Source organism: Actinomadura darangshiensis, assembly GCF_004349235.1.
Classification (GTDB): domain Bacteria; phylum Actinomycetota; class Actinomycetes; order Streptosporangiales; family Streptosporangiaceae; genus Spirillospora; species Spirillospora darangshiensis.
This window is the reverse complement of record NZ_SMKY01000090.1, coordinates 1-16,069: the sequence shown is the minus strand read 5'-3', so window position 1 is coordinate 16,069 and position 16,069 is coordinate 1. Positions and strand designations below refer to the sequence as shown.

Genomic DNA, 16,069 nt, shown 5'->3' with positions numbered 1-16,069 from the left:
GGGGTCGTGACGGCTTCTTGACTTTTCGCAATGCCACCGAGATGCACCTGAAAACCGGCTATCGGGCGACCCAAATGGAGGGGCCCTCCGGTGGGACGGCCTCCGCACGCCGCAGGATCTCCGCCGGGTCGAGGTCGGCTCCGGCGGCGGCCGCGTCCCCGATTCGCGCGGCGGCCCGGCCGATGTCGTCCTGCTCCACCGGGCCTGGCGGCACACCGGCGTCCTTCCTGATGGCCGCGGCCTTCCCCAGTGCCAGCGCCGCGTCGTCCGTCCATCCGGCCAGGCTCAGCGCGCAGGCCAGCCCTTCCAGGGAGCCCGCCAGGTCGCGCGGGGCCTCCAGCCTGATCGCGACGGCCAGCGCGTCCCGCTGGTACCGCACGGCGGACACCGCGTCTCCGCGCGCCTCCGCCACGAACCCGAGCCCGGTCTGGACGAGCGTCAGGTACAGCGGCGGGAACTCCTCGGGCGAGGCCGCCGCCAGCATGGCGCGCAGCCGGTCCTCCGCGTCGTCCAGCCGCCCCTCGCGGCCCGCCACCAGGCCGAGCCCCAGCTCGGCGAACGTCACGGCCTGCGCGAACCCCTGCTCCACGGCGATCCGGTGCGACCGCCCGAACAGCCGGCGCGCGGACGCGAAGTCGCGGCGCAGGTAGGCGACCCAGCCGCGCCACGCCATCCGCCCGGCGACGTCGGGCCACATCCGCAGCTCCTCGGCCATCCGCTGCCCGTCGAGCTGCAGCCGCTCGGCCCGGTCGTAGTCGCCGGTCAGCTCCGCCAGCGCGCCGAGCCACTCCACCGCCTGCAGCCGGCCCCAGCGGTCGCCGGCCTCGCCGAACAGCGCCGCGGACCGCTCGGCGTCGCGTTCCAGCGCGGCCGGGTCGCCGTGCGCGTGCGCGTGCATGGCCCGCATGGCGAGCACCGCCGCCTCGCCCCACCGGTCGCCGGACGCGCGGAATCCCGCCAGCGCCTCGTCCAGCAGCGCGCCGGCCGCCGCGACGTCGTCCAGCTCGGACCTCGCGAACACCAGGAACCAGCGCGCCCACGCCTTCAGGCGGGCGTCGCCGGTGGCGTCCACGAGCCGCAGCGCCTCGTCCCGGCGGGACGTCCAGTCGCCCGGGACGCCCTTGAGGACGGCCAGTCCCGCCTGCCACGTCAGCGCCCTGGCCCGGTCCGGCGGCTGCCCACCGTCCCGGCCGAGGGCCGTCTCCAGGGAGCGCAGCGCCTCGGTCAGCCTGCCGCGCAGGAACCAGTACCAGGCGAGCGCGTTGACCAGCCGCAGCGCCTCGGCACCGGCGGCGGCGTCGAGCGCGGCGCGCAGGTTCGGCGCCTCGGTGTCCAGCGTCCGCAGCCACCGCGCCTGCTCCGGCCCGGTCAGCCGGCTCTCCGCGCGCTCGGCCAGGACGAGGTAGTGCCGGACGTACGCGGCCCGCGTCCGGTCGCCCTCCTCCGCCTCGGCGAGCCGCTCGGCCGCGTACGCGGCGACGGACTCCAGCAGGCGGTACCGGGGGCCTTCGCCCGGACGCTCCGTCATCACGACCAGCGACCGGTCGACGAGCCTGACCAGCACGTCCAGGACGTCCGCCGCGGCGACGTCCGCGCCCGCGCACACCGCCTCCGCCGCCTCGGCCGTGCAGCCGTCGGCGTGCACGGACAGTCGCCGCAGCACGGCCCGGTCCGGCCCGGTCAGCAGGTCCCAGCTCCAGTCGATCATCGCGGTGAGGGTGCGCTGCCGGGCGGGCGCGCCGCGATGCCCGGACGACAGCAGCCGGAAGCGGTCGTCGAGCCGCTCGACCAGGCCCGCGACGCCGAGCGTCCGCACCCGGGTCGCGGCCAGTTCCAGGGCGAGCGGGATGCCGTCCAGCCGGCGGCACAGCTCCCCGGCCGGCCCGGCCGTCGCCGCGTCCAGCCGGAAGCCGCGCGCCGCCGCCTCCGCCCGCGCCGCGAACAGCCGCACCGCGCTCGCCGCGGCCGGGTCGTCACCGGCGCCGGGCACCTCCAGCGGCGGGACGGCCCACACCACCTCGCCCGGCAGCCCGAGCGGCTCCCGGCTCGTCGCGAGCACGCGCACCCCCGGCACCCGGCGCAGCAGCCGCTCCGCCAGCTCGGCCGCCTGCTCGATCACGTGCTCGCAGTTGTCCAGGACGAGCAGCAGCCGGCGGGCGCCGAGCGCCGCCGCGAGCCGGTCCAGCGCCGGCTGCCCCGGCACGTCCCGGATGTCCAGGATCGCCGTGACGACCTCCGCCAGGTCGGGGACGGTCGACCGCTCGAACCCGGCCAGCTCCGCCATCCACACGCCGTCGCCGAACGCGTCCGCGAGCCCGGCCGCCGTCTCGATCGCGAGCCGCGTCTTCCCGACCCCGCCCGGCCCGGTCAGCGTGACCAGTCGGTCGGTGCCGATCCGCGCCCGGATCTCGCGGACGGCGGCGTCCCGTCCGATCAGCTCGGTCGGCGGGACGGGCAGGTTCGACCGCCCGCGCGACGACGCCGGGGCGGGGACGTTCAGGCCGGGATCCTGCCGCAGGACCGCCCGCTGGAGATCGGCCAGTTCGGACCCGGGATCGAGGCCCAGCTCGTCGGCGAGGGACGTCCGGTAGGTCTCGTAGCTCTCCAGCGCCTCGTGCTGCCGTCCCGCCCGGTAGAGGGCCAGCATGTGCGCCGCCCGCAGCCGCTCGCGCAGCGGATGCTCCCTGACGGCATCGGCCAGCTCGCCCGCCAGCGCCCCGTGCTCGCCCAGTTCCAGCCGCGTCTCGGCATGCTCCTCGGACGCGGTCAGCCGCAGCTCCTCGAGCCTGGCCGCGGCCGCCCGCGTGAACGGGTCGTCCCGGAAGTCGGCGAACGCGGGCCCGCGCCACAGCCCCAGCGCCTCCGCCAGCAGCGCCGCCGTCTCCTTGGGCTCCATCGACCGCCGCGCCCGCTCGACGAGTCCCTGGAACCTGCGGGCGTCGACCCGCTCGTCGTCCGCCGCCAGCAGGTACCCGGCCGGACGCGACACCACCAGCGCCCGCGCGCCCCGCTCCGCGTCCTCCAGGACCCGGCGCAGCTGCGACACCTTCGCCGACAGCGCCCCCATCGGGTTGCCCGGCAGGTCCTCGCCCCACAGGTCGTCGATCAGCCGGTCGGCGGGCACCGGCCGGCCCTCGTGGGCCAGCAGGTCGGCCAGCAGCGCCCGGACCTTCACCCCGGGCACCGCGACGAGCCCGCCGTCGCCGGTCCAGAGGGCGAGCGGTCCGAGCACCCCGAAGCGCATCCCCCGACCCTAATGCGGGCGCCGCCGGAAAGGGACCGTAAGAAACCCGTAAACGCTCGGGCGCATGGTGGTCCCGTCGCCGCGACAGGGCGGACGATCGGAACCACGGAGGACACCATGCGCAAGATCATCAACTCGACGTACGTGTCGCTGGACGGCGTCATCGGGAACCCGCAGAACTGGACGTCGGCGTACTTCCAGGACGAGGCCGCCGCCTACGCCAGGGAGCTGCTGTTCTCCTGCGGCGCCCTGCTGATGGGCCGGGCGACGTTCGACGGCTTCTCGCAGGCGTGGCCGGCCATGGAGGAGGCGACCGGCGACTTCGGCGTCCGGATGAACGGCCTGCCGCACTACGTCGTGTCCGACTCGCTGAAGAAGCCGGGCTGGGGCGACACCACGGCGATCCCGCGGGCCGAGGCCGTCGCCGCGATCACCGAGCTGCGGGAGCAGGACGGCCAGGACATCCTGCAGTACGGCTTCGGCCCGGTGTCGCGGACGCTCGTCGCCCACGGCCTGCTGGACGAGCTGCGCCTGTGGATCCACCCGGTGCTCGTCGGCCCGGACGCCCCGGAGGACATGCTCAACGTCAAGGACTTCTCGGCGTCCTTCGAGCTGGCCGGCACGACGACCTTCAAGACGGGCGTCATCGTCGCGACGTACGTCCCGGCCGAGAAGTAGGCCGCCGGGGACGGCGGGCGCTAGGGAAGGCGGGCGAGGGCGGCCTGGAGGAGCCCGCGGGTGCGGGCCGGGGGCTCGGCCTGGAGGCCGACGCGGTTCAGGACGTCCCGGTAGCAGGCGATCTCGGCGGGCCGGTCCGGGTAGAGGGCGCCGGTGAGCTGCTCCAGGTACACGACGTCGGGCAGTTCCGGCTCGGCGAACCGCAGCAGCGTCACCGGGCCGCTCTCCGCCGGATGGCCGCCCGAGGCGAACGGGAGGATCTGCACCGTGACGTTCGGCAGCGCCGCCATCGCGATCAGGTACTCGATCTGGGCGCGCATGGTGGCGGGGCCGCCGACCGTCCGGCACAGCGCCGCCTCGTCCAGCACCACCCAGAGCCGCAGCGGTTCGGAGCGTTCGAAAACGTGGCGGCGCCGCAGCATCCGCAGCTCGACGCGGCGGTCGATCTCGTCCGGCCGCGCCTCGGGATACCGGACGGCGAGGAGGGAGCGGGCGTACTCCGGGGTCTGCAGCAGCTCCGGGACGTCCAGGACCTCGTACACGCGGACGACCAGGGCGCCCTGCTCCAGCCCGAGGTACGGCTCGAACCAGCCGGGGACCACGTCGCCGAACCGGTGCCACCAGCCCGGCTCGCCGGCGTGCACGGCCAGCTCCAGCAGCGGCTCGCGCACGCCGGGGTCGGTCACGCCGTAGAGGGTCAGCAGGTCGGCGATGTCGCGTTCCTTGAACCCGACGCGGCCCAGCTCCATCCGGCTGATCTTGGAGTGCGAGCCGCGGATCTCGTAGCCGGCGGCCTCGGTGGAGATGCCGGCGGCCTCGCGGAACCGGCGCAGCTGCGCGCCGACCACCATGCGCAGCACGGTCGGGCCCGACGTCCGGTGCTCCTGGGCGACGCGGGCGGAATCGTCCGGCAGGTTCGCGGCGGTCATGACGTCTTCCGTCCCACGGCGCAGAACTCGTCCACCTCGTCCGGCTCACCGGACGGGTCCGGCTCGGCGCGCCACCGCGACACCGGCACGACGCCCGGGTCGAGCAGCCGCAGGCCCGTGAAGAAGCCGGCGATCACGTCGGGCGTCCGCAGGTGGTACGGGGTGTCGCTGGCCTGGTTCCACATGTCGACGGCGGTGCGGAACGCCTCGCCGGTGAGGACGTCGGTGCCGTCCGCGACCGCGAGGTGGCTGCCCGCCGGCAGGCCGTCGAGGAGGTGCCCGACGATCGACCGGGCCTCGTCGTCGTCGCGGACGTGCCCGAGGGTGTTCAGCACCAGGAGCCCGACGGGCCGGTCGAGGTCGAGGGTGCGGGCGGCCTCGGCGAGGATGCGCCCGGGGTCGCGCAGGTCGGCGTCGACGTAGTCGGTGGCGCCCTCCCGGGTGCCGGTCAGCAGCGCGCGGGCGTGCGCGAGGACGAGCGGGTCGTTGTCGACGTAGACGATGCGGGCGTCCGGCGCGGCGCGCTGCGCGACCTCGTGGGTGTTGTCGGTGGCGGGCAGGCCGGTGCCGATGTCGATGAACTGCCGGATGCCCGCCTCCCCGGCCAGGTACCGGACGGCGCGGGCGAGGAAGGCGCGCGAGTGCCGGGCGACGTCCACGATCTTCGGGTAGAGGCCGATGAACCGGTCACCGGCCAGCCGGTCGGCGGGGTAGTGGTCCCGGCCGCCCAGCCAGTAGTTCCAGACGCGCGCGGACTGCGGCGCGGTACCGTCGGTCCGGGGTATGGACGGCACACCGGTGCCCGGTGCGGGGTCTCCCACGGGACGCCTCCTCGACGCGCAAGAACCTTTCCACCGGATGAAGTTACTCGTTGAAGACTCACTTAACCACCGGTCCTGATTGTCCCGGTTCATGGTGACTTCGGGGGATGTGTAGCGCATTTCCAGCCGACATCACGGTGACCTGGCACGATACGGGTCTGCGAAAAAATCTGAAAGAAGCCGTGCCGGGTTGTCGATCCGGTCACACCTTCTACGACGCGTCAGCGAGAGGCCGGAGGGACCGGCCCTGAGACAGCGGAGGCAGCGATGCGCTTCTTGATGATGACGACGGACGACGGCTCCACGCAGCCCTCGGCGCCGGACGAGAACATGCAACTGGAGATGGGGAAGTTCATCGAGGAGATGTCCAGGAGCGGGGTCCTGGTCGCGACCGGCGGACTGGAGCCGGGCGGCACCCAGATCAAGGCGTCCGGCGGCAAGATCACCGTCACCGACGGCCCGTTCGCCGAGGCCAAGGAGGCGGTCGTCGGGTTCGCGCTGGTCGAGGTGGGCTCCCGCGAGGAGGCGGTCGAGGTGTCCAAGCGGTTCTTCGGGATCGTCGGGGACGGCCAGGGCGTCATCCAGCGGGTGTTCGGCCCCGAGTGAACCCCGGCTGAGCTTGCGCGGCGGCCGGTCCGGGTGCTCTCATCGGCGACGTGACCACCTCGGCCGGCCCGGACCCGCACGCGCGCATCGACGCGGTGTGGCGGCTGGAGGCCGCGCGCATCATCGCCGGCCTCGCCCGCATGGTCAACGACGTCGGGCTCGCCGAGGAACTCGCGCAGGACGCGCTGGTCGCCGCGCTCGAACAATGGCCGGAGTCGGGCGTCCCGGACAACCCGGGCGCCTGGCTCATGGCCGTCGGCAAGCGCCGCGCCATCGACCGGATCCGCCGGCAGCAGCGGCTGGCGCACAAGATCGAGGAGATCGGCCGCGACCTGGAGACCCAGGCCCCGCCGGAGTTCGACATCCCCGACGACGAGCACATCGAGGACGACCTCCTGCGGCTCGTGTTCACCGCCTGCCACCCCGTCCTGCCGACGCAGGCGCGGGTCGCGCTCACGCTGCGGATGCTCGGCGGCCTCACCACCGACGAGATCGCGCACGCGTTCCTCGTCTCCGAGCCGACCGTGGCGCAGCGGATCGTCCGGGCGAAGCGGACCCTGTCGGAGGCGGGCGTGCCGTTCGAGGTCCCCGAGGGCCCCGACCGCGCCGCGCGGGTGTCGTCCGTCCTGGAGGTCATCTACCTGATCTTCAACGAAGGGTACGCGGCCAGCGCCGGCGACGCCTGGGTCCGGGCGGACCTGTGCCGCGAGGCGCTCCGCCTCGGCCGCGTCCTCGCCGAGCTGGCGCCCGGCGAACCCGAGGTGCACGGGCTCGCCGCGCTGATGGAGATCCAGGCGTCCCGGACGCGGGCGCGCACCGGGCCGTCCGGCGAGCCCGTCCCGCTCCTGGAGCAGGACCGCGGCCGCTGGGACCGGCTCCTCATCCGCCGCGGGTTCGCCGCCCTGCTGCGCGCCAAGGCGATCGGCGAACCGCCGGGCCCGTACGTCCTGCAGGCGGCGATCGCCGCGTCGCACGCGCAGGCCCGCACCGCCGAGGAGACCGACTGGGCGCAGATCGCGTCGCTCTACGAGGTCCTCGCGAACGTCGCCCCGTCCCCCGTCGTGGAGCTGAACCGGGCGGTGGCGGTCGGCATGGCGCACGGCCCGGACAAGGGCCTCGAACTCGCCGACGCGCTCGTGGACGAGCCGTCCCTGCGCGGCTACCACCTGCTGTCGAGCGTCCGCGCCGACCTGCTCGAACGCCTCGGCCGGCTGGACGAGGCCCGCACGCAGTTCGAGCGCGCCGCGGAGCTCACCCGCAACGCGCCCGAACGCAAGGTCCTGCTGGACCGCGCCGCCTCACTTCACTGGCGCGGCCCCGCTCAGTAGTCCTTCACCGTGAACGCGTTGACGATCTCGCCGAAGTCCTGGAAGTCGATCGCCTCGGTCTCGACCCCCATCTCGGCGTTGCGCTGCGCCTCCACCCGCGCCTTGTTGGTCAGCGCCAGCTCCTGGTTGGCGGCCACGTACCCGCGCAGCTCCCGCTCGTAGTTCGCGAACGCGGCGCGGTGGTCGCCGCCCGCCGCCTTCAGCTCCCCCGCCAGGACGTACGCGCCGACCATCGCTATGGACGTGCCCTGCCCGGACAGCGGCGACCCGCAGTACCCGGCGTCCCCGAGCAGGACGACCCGCCCGTCCGACCACGAGTCCATGTGGATCTGCGCCATCGAGTCGAAGTGGAAGTCCTTCGCGTCCCACATCGCCTCCAGCAGCTCGGGCAGCACCCAGCCGCCGCCGGCCAGCGCGTCCGCCATGATCTTCTTCTGCGCGGCGGTGTCGCGGTAGTCGTAGTCGATCGGCTGCTCCGCCTCGAAGCCCATGTAGACGCGGACCTCCTCGTTGCCGCGGACGCTCATCATCCCGCCGCCCCAGCTGCTGCCCGGCATCTGGTGGAAGACCTGCCAGCGGTCCAGGCCGAGGAAGTTCGGCGCCGTCCACACCGACAGGTACGTGCCGAGGTGGGTGATGAAGTCCCGCTCCGGGCCGAACGCGAGGCGGCGTGTGGTGGAGTGGGCGCCGTCCGCGCCGACGACCAGGTCGAACGTCCGGACCGTCCCGCTGTGGAACATCACCCGGACCCCGTCGTCGCCCTGCTCCAGCCCGGCGATCGAGTCGCCGAACAGGTACTCGACGCCGTCGCCGGCCGCGGCCACGATGATCTCCGACAGGTCGTCCCGGAGGATCTCCACGTCGGGGCTGCCCAGATCGCCGCCCGTGACCGTCTGCTCCTCGCTGCGGTACAGCTCGTTGCCGTCGCCGTCCACCATGGACATGCCACGCATCTCGACGCGCTGCGCGCGGATCCGGTCCAGGACGCCCATCCGCTCGGCGACCTCGAGCGCCGGCCCGCGCACGTCGATCGCCTGCCCGCCGGACCGCAGCCCCTGCGTGACCTCCACGATCGTCACGTCGAACCCGTACCGCGTCAGCCAGTACGCCAGCGCGGGCCCGCCGACGCTCGCACCCGAGATCAGAACCTTGGTGTTCTCCATGACGACTCCCTGCTTCAACCGGCGGAACGTGTTCCCGCGTTGAATGGAGACTGACGCGGGGCACTGACCGCCCCCGCACCATCGGCTGACCGCCGCGCAGCCCCGCGGTCAGCGAGCGGGGCGGGTGGCACGGTCGTCCGTCATGTCCCAAACTGGTGTTGGCCACTGATGGAGGGAACCTCGTGGTGATCGCACTCTCGGACGTCCAGGCCGCCTCGCGGCGGGTGGCGGGGCACATCCGCCGCACCCCGCTGATCGAGGTCGACCCGGCGCCCCTCGCGCCCGCCGCGCGAATGTGGCTGAAGCTCGAACTGACGCAGCACACCGGGTCGTTCAAGGCCCGCGGCGCGTTCAACCACATCCTGGCCGCGCGGGACGAGGGACGGCTCCCGTCCTCCGGAGTCGTCGCGGCCTCGGGCGGCAACGCGGGCCTCGCCTTCGCCTACGCCGCGTCACAGGTGGGCGTCCCCGCCGAGGTGTACGTCCCGGAAACGGCGCCCCCGGTGAAGGTCGCGCGCCTTCGCGCCCTCGGAGCCACCGTCGTCCAAGTGGGCACCCGGTACGCCGAGGCCCAGGACGCCGCGACCAAGCGGGCCGCCGACACCGGAGCGCTCTTCTGCCACGCCTACGACCTGCCCCAAGTGTGCGCGGGCCAGGGCACCCTCGGCCTGGAACTCCTTGAGCAGACCGCCGGCGAGGTCGACACGGTCCTGCTGGCGGTCGGTGGCGGCGGCCTGATGGCGGGCGTCACCACCGCCCTGGAGGGCCGCGCCCGCGTCGTCGGCGTCGAGCCCGAGACCATCCCGACCCTCGAACGCGCCCTGCACGCGGGACGCCCGGTCGACGTGGACGTCTCCGGCATCGCCGCCGACTCCCTGGGCGCCACCCGGCTCGGCGACATCGCGTACGCGGCCGCCTCCCGGACCGGCGTCCGCCCCGTCCTGGTCACGGAAGAGGCCATCATCGAGGCCCGCCGCTTCCTCTGGGACGAGTACCGCCTGGCCGTCGAACACGGCACGGCCACCGCCGCGGCCGCCCTCCGCGCCGCCGCCTACCGCCCGGCCCCCGGCGAACGAGTGGCCGTCATCCTCTGCGGCGCCAATACGGACCCCTCCGACCTCACCTGACCGCCGGGTGCGAGCGGCGGGGTGCGACCCGCGCGGTGCGCCCGCGCGGTGCGCCCGCGCGGGGCGAGCGGCGGCTCAGCGGTCGGCGTGCAGGGCCTGGAGCGGCAGCAGCCGGACCGGCGCCCCGGGGCCGGTGGACTGCGTGGCGGGCCCGCTGCCGCACAGCGCCTCCACGACGTGCGCGGCGAGCGCGTTGTCGATCAGGTGCGGGACGGGCGCGCCGTTGGCGTTGAGCTGCTGGTACTTCATCAGGTTGAGGGAGACCGACACCTGCCGCGCGCCGCCGGCGGACGACAGCGCCTGGGTCCCGGCCCCGAAGACGGCGCCGTCGTGGCCCCAGAACGTCCCGCAGGGCAGGTCGAGCGAGTAGAGGCCGAGCCCGTAGTTCATCAGGACGTTGCCGTCCGCGTCCTTCACCGGGACGGTCCGCTTCATCTGCGCCAAGGTCCCCTTGCCGATGAGGCCACCGGTGAGGAGCTTGCGGTAGAAGCGGTTGAGGTCGTCCATGGTGGACACCAGTGCGCCCGCCGTCCACGCCCAGCTCATGTTGTAGGTGCTGTAGTCGCGCGGTGGTTTCACGTGCTGGTACAGCGATTCGTACATGCGCGAGTGGGGCCCGGCTATCCACGGGCTGGACGGGAAGTACGTGTGCTTCAACCCGGCCTTGCCGATGACGTTCCGGGAGATGTACTTCTCCGCCTTGGTCCCGGTCACCTTCTCCAGGAGCCGCCCGGCGATGATGTAGTTGGTGTTCGAGTAGGACCAGCGCTCACCCGGTTCCCCGGTGCGCGGCGCCTGCAAGCCCCACTCGATGAGCTGCTCAGGCTTGACGTCCCGGAACCGGTATTCGTCCAGGCTCTCTGGCGACAGCTCCTGGAACGACGGGAACGCCGTACTGACGTAGTCGCCGATCCCGCTGGTGTGGTTGAGGAGCATCCGCACGGTGATCCGCTCGCCGAGCGGGCCGTTGATGAGGTCGGGCAGGTAGCGGCCGACGGGGGCGTCCAGGTCGACACGGCCCCGCTCGACCTGTTGCAGGATCGCGGTGGCGACGAACGACTTGGTGATGCTGCCTACGCGCTGCCGCATGTTCGGCGTGACCGGACGTCCTGTACGCACGTCCGCCACACCTGATGCACCGTTCCATCTGGTGCGGCCGTCGCGGGCGTCGGAGAACAGCCCGTACATGCCCGCGTCGTGGGTGGCGTCCAGGGTGGCGCGCAGCTTGGCGGGGTCGAACGCCATGGTGGACGGCCCGGCCAGAGCACCGGTGGCGGAACCGGCCTGCACGGCCGTCGCCGGGGCCTGCGCAAGGGCCATGGTGAGCGCCGCCACGGCGCCGACCGCGGCTCCGCGCACCGCGCCGTCGCCCGCGAGCCGCCTCAGCCGTCCGAGCCGCCTTGCCATCGTCCCCCACCCGCCGGAATGTCCGAGAGATCATCCACTCTCTCATCCCGCCCGGCACCCCGTTCACCGCCCCGGCGAAATTCTCACCGAGGCGGTGCGGGACGGTTCAGCCGAGCAGGTCGGCGAGGGTCTCCCGGCGGGACGGGTGGCGCAGCTTGTGCATGCCCTTGGACTCGATCTGCCGGATGCGCTCGCGCGTCACCCCGTAGACCTTGCCGACCTCTTCGAGGGTCTTGGGCTCGCCGCCGGCCAGCCCGAACCGCATCGAGATCACGCCCGCCTCGCGCTCGGTGAGCGTCTCCAGGACGGCGTCGAGCCGTCCGCGCAGCATGGAGGACGCGACGACGTCGGCGGGGTCGCCGCCGTCCGGGTCCTCGATGACGTCGCCGAGCTCGCCGTCGCCGTCCTCGCCGAGCGGGGTGTGCAGGGACAACGGCTCGCGCGCCTGCCGGCGCAGCCACTCGACCTTCTCCGGCGTGACGTCCAGCTCGACGGCCAGCTCCCGCGAGGTCGGCTCGCGGCCGAACTCCTGCATCATCCGCCGCCGGGTCCGCGTCATCCGGTTGAGCACCTCGACGACGTGCACGGGGATGCGGATCGTGCGGCTCTGGTCGGCCAGCGCGCGGCTGATCGCCTGCTTGATCCACCAGACGGCGTAGGTGGAGAACTTCAGGCCGCGGCGGTACTCGAACTTCTCCACGGCGCGGATCAGCCCGAGGTTGCCCTCCTGGACGAGGTCGTTCAGCGGCAGGCCGTGGCCCATGTAGCGCTTGGCGAGGGACACGACGAGGCGCAGGTTCGCCTCGACCATGTGCTCCTTGGCGCGGCGGCCGTCGGCGGCGATCCACTCCAGGTCGTGCTTGTCCTGGAGGCTCAGCTCGTCGCCGAGGGTCAGGAGGCGTTCACGGGCGAACAGGCCGGCCTCGATGCGCTTGGCCAGGTCGACCTCCTGCTCGGCGGTGAGCAGCGCGGTGCGCCCGATGCGGGAGAGGTAGTCCTTCATCGGGTCGACGAGGTTCACGGTGGCGCGGGGGGACGCGCTACGCGCGTGGCTGGCGTTCAGGGCGGTGTCCTTTGCTCGTCCGGCCGGGAGGGAACGGGTCACCCGATCTCGGTACCCGTCAGCCATGCGACCCAAACTTAGAACGAACCTAAGAATATGTCAAGTACGAACTTAGGTCAAACTATGAGAGGATGGCCGCATGGGACTGCGGGAGATGAAGAAGCAGCAGACGAGGCAGAACATTTCGCACCAGGCGACGCGGCTCTTCCTGCGGCACGGCTTCGACCGGGTGACCATCGCGGACGTCGCGGAGGCGGCACAGGTCGCCAAGATGACGGTCACCAACTACTTCCCGCGCAAGGAGGACATGGCCCTCGACCTGCACGAGGTCTTCGTCGCCCTGCTGGCCCGCACCGTCGCCGAACGGGCCCCCGGCGAATCGGCGCTCGCCGCCCTCCGCCGCGCGTTCCTGCAGGCCGTGCACGGGCACGAGGCCGTGATCGGCTTCTCCGGCCAGGACTTCGCCCGCATGATCACCGAGAGCCCGGCGCTGGTCGCGCGGCTCCGCGAGTTCCACGAGGAGCGCGAGGACGCCCTCGCCGCCGTCCTCGCCGCGGAGACCGGCGCCGGGCCGGACGACGTCCTCCCCCGCTTCGTCGCCGCCCAACTCGGCGGCGTCCACCGCGTCCTGTTCCAGGAGGTCCTCCGCCGCACCCTGGACGGCGAGACGCACGAGGAGATCGCGGCGGCCCTCACCGCGACCGCAGCGACCGCCTTCGACCTCCTCGAACCGGGCCTCGCCGGCTACGCCGTCCGCCCGCTGTCCTGAACCGGCCAGGGGCCGCGCCGACCTCGGGCACGGCCCCCGGCGGCGGTCAGGTGATCACCAGGAGGAGGTCCCCGGCCTGCACCGGCGTGGCCTCGGGGACGGCCAGGCGGGCGACGGTGCCGGCGACCGGGGCCGTGATGGCGGCCTCCATCTTCATCGCCTCGATCGTGGCGACCACGTCCCCGGCGGCCACCTCGTCGCCCTTGGCCACCCGCAGCGTCACCGAACCGTCGAACGGGGCGGGGACCTGCCCGGGCTCGGCCGGGTCGGCGCGCTCGACCGGCGGCGCGTCCGACGCGACGGACTTGTCGCGGACGGAGAGCGTGCGCAACTGGCCGTTCACCGAGCAGATGACCTGCCGGACGCCCGCCTCATCGACGTCGCCGACCGCTTCCAGCCCGGCCAGGACGCGCACCCCGGGTTCGAGGTCGAACGCGACCTCGTGCCCTGTGCGAAGCCCGTAGAGGAACGGGCCCGTAGGCAGGACGGACAGGTCGCCGTAAGCCGCGCGGGCCTCGCGGTAGTCCTTCGCCGGGCCGGGGAAGAGGAGGCGGTCGAGAGTGTCGCGAACCTCTGGGCCGGCCAGAGCCTTCTCTTCGGCGCCGTCCAGTTCGGCCCGGACGGGCGTGTACTGGCGTCCTTCGAGGGCCTTGGTCCGGAACGGTTCGGGCCATCCTCCGGGCGGGTCACCCAGCTCGCCGTTAAGGAACCCGATGACGCTGTCAGGGATGTCGTAGCGATCCGGGTTCTCGGCGAAGTCGTCTGGGTCGGCCCCAGCGGCGACGAGATGCAGGGCCAGGTCACCGACGACCTTGCTGGACGGTGTGACCTTCACGAGCCGCCCAAGGATCGCGTCGGCCGCCGCATAGCAGCGCTCGATCTCCTCGAACCGGTCACCGAGCCCCAGCGCGACCGCCTGCTGCCGCAGGTTCGACAGCTGCCCCCCAGGAATCTCGTGCTGGTAGACGCGTCCGGTCGGTGACGGCAGGCCCATCTCGAACGGCGCGTAGAGCCTCCGAACGGCCTCCCAGTACGGCTCCATCACAGTGAGCGCGTCCAGGTCGATGCCGGTGGCCTGGTCGGTGAAGTCGGTCGCGGCCACGATCGCCTGCAGTGGCGGCTGGCTCGTCGTCCCTGACAGCGGCGCCGCGGCCCCGTCCACCGCGTCGACACCCGCTTCGATGGCGGCGATGTAGGTTCCGATCTGCCCACCGGCCGTGTCATGGGTGTGCAGGTGCACCGGCAGGTCGAAACGCTCGCGCAGAGCCCTCACCAGTGTGCGCGCGGCGGGAGCGCGAAGTAGACCAGCCATGTCCTTGATGCACAGGATGTGGACGCCCGCCTCAACAAGCTCCTCTGCGAGACGCAGGTAGTAGTCGAGCGTGAAGATCCGCTCGTTCCCGGAGGAGAGGTCGCCGGTGTAGCACAGCGTCCCCTCCACCAGCGCATGCGTCTGCAGCACGGCATCGATGGCCGGACGCATACGCTCCACGTCGTTCAGAGCGTCGAACACCCGGAAGATGTCGACTCCCGTACGGGCGGCCTCCTTCACGAAGGCCCTCGCGACCGAGTCCGGGTAGGGCGTGTAGCCGACGGTGTTGCGCCCACGCAGAAGCATCTGAATGCACATGTTCGGCGCGGCTTCCCTGATGGCGGCCAGCCTGTCCCAGGGCGACTCCCCCAGGAACCGCAGCGCGACGTCATACGTGGCTCCGCCCCACGCCTCCACCGACAACAACTGCGGTGTCATACGCGCCAGGTAGGGCGCAGCAGCGAGAAGGTCGTACGTGCGTACTCGCGTGGCGAGCAGCGACTGATGTGCATCCCGGAACGTCGTGTCGGTGACGGCCAGGGCACTCTGGTTCCGAAGCTGCTCGGCGAACGCACGCGGACCCAGCTCCAGCAGCCGGTCACGCGATCCTTCAGGAAACGTCCCCTCCCCCAACGGCGGCAACTTGGTCGCCGGGTCGAGATCGGTAGGGGCATCCCCATGGGGCCGGTTGACCGTGACATCCGCCAGGTACCGGACGAGCCGCGTCGCACGGTCCCCACTCGACCGGGCCGTGAGCAGCTCCGGATGGTCGGCGATATAGGACGTCGTGACGCCGCCCGCACGGAAGTCGGGCTCGTCCAGCAACGCCTGCAAGAACGGGATGTTGCTGGAGACGCCCCGAATACGGAACTCCGCCACCGCCCGCCGCGCCCTCCTGACGGCGTCCTCGAACGTCCGGCCGCGGCAGGTGAGCTTCACCAGCAGCGAGTCGAAGTGCGGCGAAACAATCGCGCCGCCGTAGGCCGTCCCAGTGTCGAGCCGTACCCCGGCCCCACCTGGCGACCGATAAGCCGAGATCTTCCCCGTGTCAGGACGGAACCCGTTCGCCGGATCCTCCGTAGTGATACGGCACTGCACTGCAAAGCCGCTCACCTTGACCTCGTCCTGCACGACACCAAGCTCTTCGAGCGTCTCCCCACCTGCAATGCGCAGCTGACTCTGCACCAGGTCGACACCGGTAACCTCCTCCGTCACCGTGTGCTCGACCTGGATACGCGGGTTCATCTCGATGAAGACGTGCTCGCCACGGTCGTTCACCAGGAACTCGACCGTGCCCGCGTTCTCGTACCCGATCTCCCGCGCGAACTTCACCGCATCGTCACACAGCCGCCGAGCCACCTCGGGCTCCAGCCGCGGCGCCGGCGCGATCTCGACGACCTTCTGATGCCTGCGCTGCACCGAACAGTCACGCTCACGCAGATGGACAATGGCCCCCGCCCCATCCGCGAGGACCTGAACCTCGATATGCCTCGGCCGATCGACAGCCTGCTCCAGGAACACCGTGGAATCCCCAAAGGCGCTCTGGGCCTCTCGCTGCGCGGTATCGACCGCGCTCTCCAGCTCGTCCCGATGATCAACACGCCGCAGCCCGCGTCCACCCC

The 16,069-nt window shown here is 72.4% G+C and carries 11 protein-coding genes and 1 pseudogene; 5 read left to right on the top strand and 7 right to left on the bottom strand.

The window, feature by feature from the left end; all coding sequences use genetic code 11:
• Nucleotides 1-58: 58 nt before the first annotated feature.
• Nucleotides 59-3,244 (bottom strand): AfsR/SARP family transcriptional regulator, encoded by a 3,186-nt coding sequence (locus tag E1293_RS20465; RefSeq protein WP_132199042.1) that lies wholly within the window; start codon nucleotides 3,242-3,244, stop codon nucleotides 59-61.
• A gap of 117 nt (nucleotides 3,245-3,361) precedes the next feature.
• Between E1293_RS20465 and E1293_RS20460 the strand changes: the two genes are divergently transcribed.
• Nucleotides 3,362-3,922 (top strand): dihydrofolate reductase family protein, encoded by a 561-nt coding sequence (locus E1293_RS20460; protein ID WP_132199041.1) that lies wholly within the window; start codon nucleotides 3,362-3,364, stop codon nucleotides 3,920-3,922.
• A 20-nt stretch (nucleotides 3,923-3,942) separates the two neighbouring features.
• Here E1293_RS20460 and E1293_RS20455 read toward each other — a convergent pair whose 3' ends face one another.
• Both E1293_RS20455 and E1293_RS20450 read right to left on the bottom strand, forming a co-directional pair.
• Nucleotides 3,943-4,851 (bottom strand): helix-turn-helix domain-containing protein, encoded by a 909-nt coding sequence (locus E1293_RS20455; protein ID WP_132199040.1) that lies wholly within the window; start codon nucleotides 4,849-4,851, stop codon nucleotides 3,943-3,945.
• Nucleotides 4,848-5,672: an SAM-dependent methyltransferase gene (locus E1293_RS20450; protein ID WP_243716350.1), complete on the bottom strand. Its 825-nt coding sequence runs from the start codon at nucleotides 5,670-5,672 to the stop codon at nucleotides 4,848-4,850. Before E1293_RS20450 ends, E1293_RS20455 begins: the two co-directional genes overlap by 4 nt.
• A 267-nt stretch (nucleotides 5,673-5,939) precedes the next feature.
• Here E1293_RS20450 and E1293_RS20445 point away from each other — a divergent pair, with 267 nt between their 5' ends.
• Both E1293_RS20445 and E1293_RS20440 read left to right on the top strand, forming a co-directional pair.
• A complete protein-coding gene (locus E1293_RS20445; protein ID WP_132199039.1) occupies nucleotides 5,940-6,278 on the top strand; it encodes a YciI family protein in 339 nt (112 codons plus the stop codon).
• A 50-nt stretch (nucleotides 6,279-6,328) separates the two neighbouring features.
• Complete coding sequence (locus tag E1293_RS20440) at nucleotides 6,329-7,606, top strand: RNA polymerase sigma factor (protein WP_341770203.1); 1,278 nt, start codon at nucleotides 6,329-6,331, stop codon at nucleotides 7,604-7,606.
• Here E1293_RS20440 and E1293_RS20435 read toward each other — a convergent pair.
• Nucleotides 7,600-8,769 (bottom strand): FAD-dependent monooxygenase, encoded by a 1,170-nt coding sequence (locus E1293_RS20435; protein ID WP_132199038.1) that lies wholly within the window; start codon nucleotides 8,767-8,769, stop codon nucleotides 7,600-7,602. The genes E1293_RS20440 and E1293_RS20435 overlap by 7 nt on opposite strands.
• Before the next feature lie 182 nt (nucleotides 8,770-8,951).
• Here E1293_RS20435 and E1293_RS20430 point away from each other — a divergent pair, with 182 nt between their 5' ends.
• Nucleotides 8,952-9,896, top strand: a complete 945-nt coding sequence (locus E1293_RS20430) for a threonine/serine dehydratase (protein ID WP_207938977.1) — start codon at nucleotides 8,952-8,954, stop codon at nucleotides 9,894-9,896.
• Between the two features lie 75 nt (nucleotides 9,897-9,971).
• On the opposite strand, the gene E1293_RS20425 is transcribed toward E1293_RS20430, so the two are convergent.
• Nucleotides 9,972-11,303 carry a serine hydrolase domain-containing protein gene (locus tag E1293_RS20425; protein ID WP_243716349.1) on the bottom strand — a complete coding sequence of 444 codons (1,332 nt, stop codon included), beginning with the start codon at nucleotides 11,301-11,303 and terminating at the stop codon, nucleotides 9,972-9,974.
• Nucleotides 11,304-11,409: 106 nt separating this feature from the next.
• Nucleotides 11,410-12,312 (bottom strand): annotated as a pseudogene (locus E1293_RS20420) (RNA polymerase sigma factor); the annotation flags it as partial.
• A gap of 193 nt (nucleotides 12,313-12,505) precedes the next feature.
• Between E1293_RS20420 and E1293_RS20415 the strand changes: the two are divergent.
• Entirely contained in the window at nucleotides 12,506-13,135 is a 630-nt protein-coding gene (locus E1293_RS20415) for a TetR/AcrR family transcriptional regulator (protein ID WP_132199036.1), read from the top strand.
• Nucleotides 13,136-13,181: 46 nt separating this feature from the next.
• Here E1293_RS20415 and E1293_RS20410 read toward each other — a convergent pair.
• On the bottom strand, nucleotides 13,182-16,069 hold a 2,888-nt coding region (locus E1293_RS20410), incomplete at its 5' end, for a pyruvate carboxylase (RefSeq protein WP_132199035.1).

Bases quoted from the DNA above. Each gene is read 5' to 3' on its own strand.
- E1293_RS20465 (WP_132199042.1), bottom strand. From the start codon at position 3,244: ATGCGCTTCGGGGTGCTCGGACCGCTCGCCCTCTGGACCGGCGACGGC.
- E1293_RS20460 (WP_132199041.1), top strand. From the start codon at position 3,362: ATGCGCAAGATCATCAACTCGACGTACGTGTCGCTGGACGGCGTCATC.
- E1293_RS20455 (WP_132199040.1), bottom strand. From the start codon at position 4,851: ATGACCGCCGCGAACCTGCCGGACGATTCCGCCCGCGTCGCCCAGGAG.
- E1293_RS20445 (WP_132199039.1), top strand. From the start codon at position 5,940: ATGCGCTTCTTGATGATGACGACGGACGACGGCTCCACGCAGCCCTCG.
- E1293_RS20435 (WP_132199038.1), bottom strand. From the start codon at position 8,769: ATGGAGAACACCAAGGTTCTGATCTCGGGTGCGAGCGTCGGCGGGCCC.
- E1293_RS20425 (WP_243716349.1), bottom strand. From the start codon at position 11,303: ATGGCAAGGCGGCTCGGACGGCTGAGGCGGCTCGCGGGCGACGGCGCG.
- E1293_RS20415 (WP_132199036.1), top strand. From the start codon at position 12,506: ATGGGACTGCGGGAGATGAAGAAGCAGCAGACGAGGCAGAACATTTCG.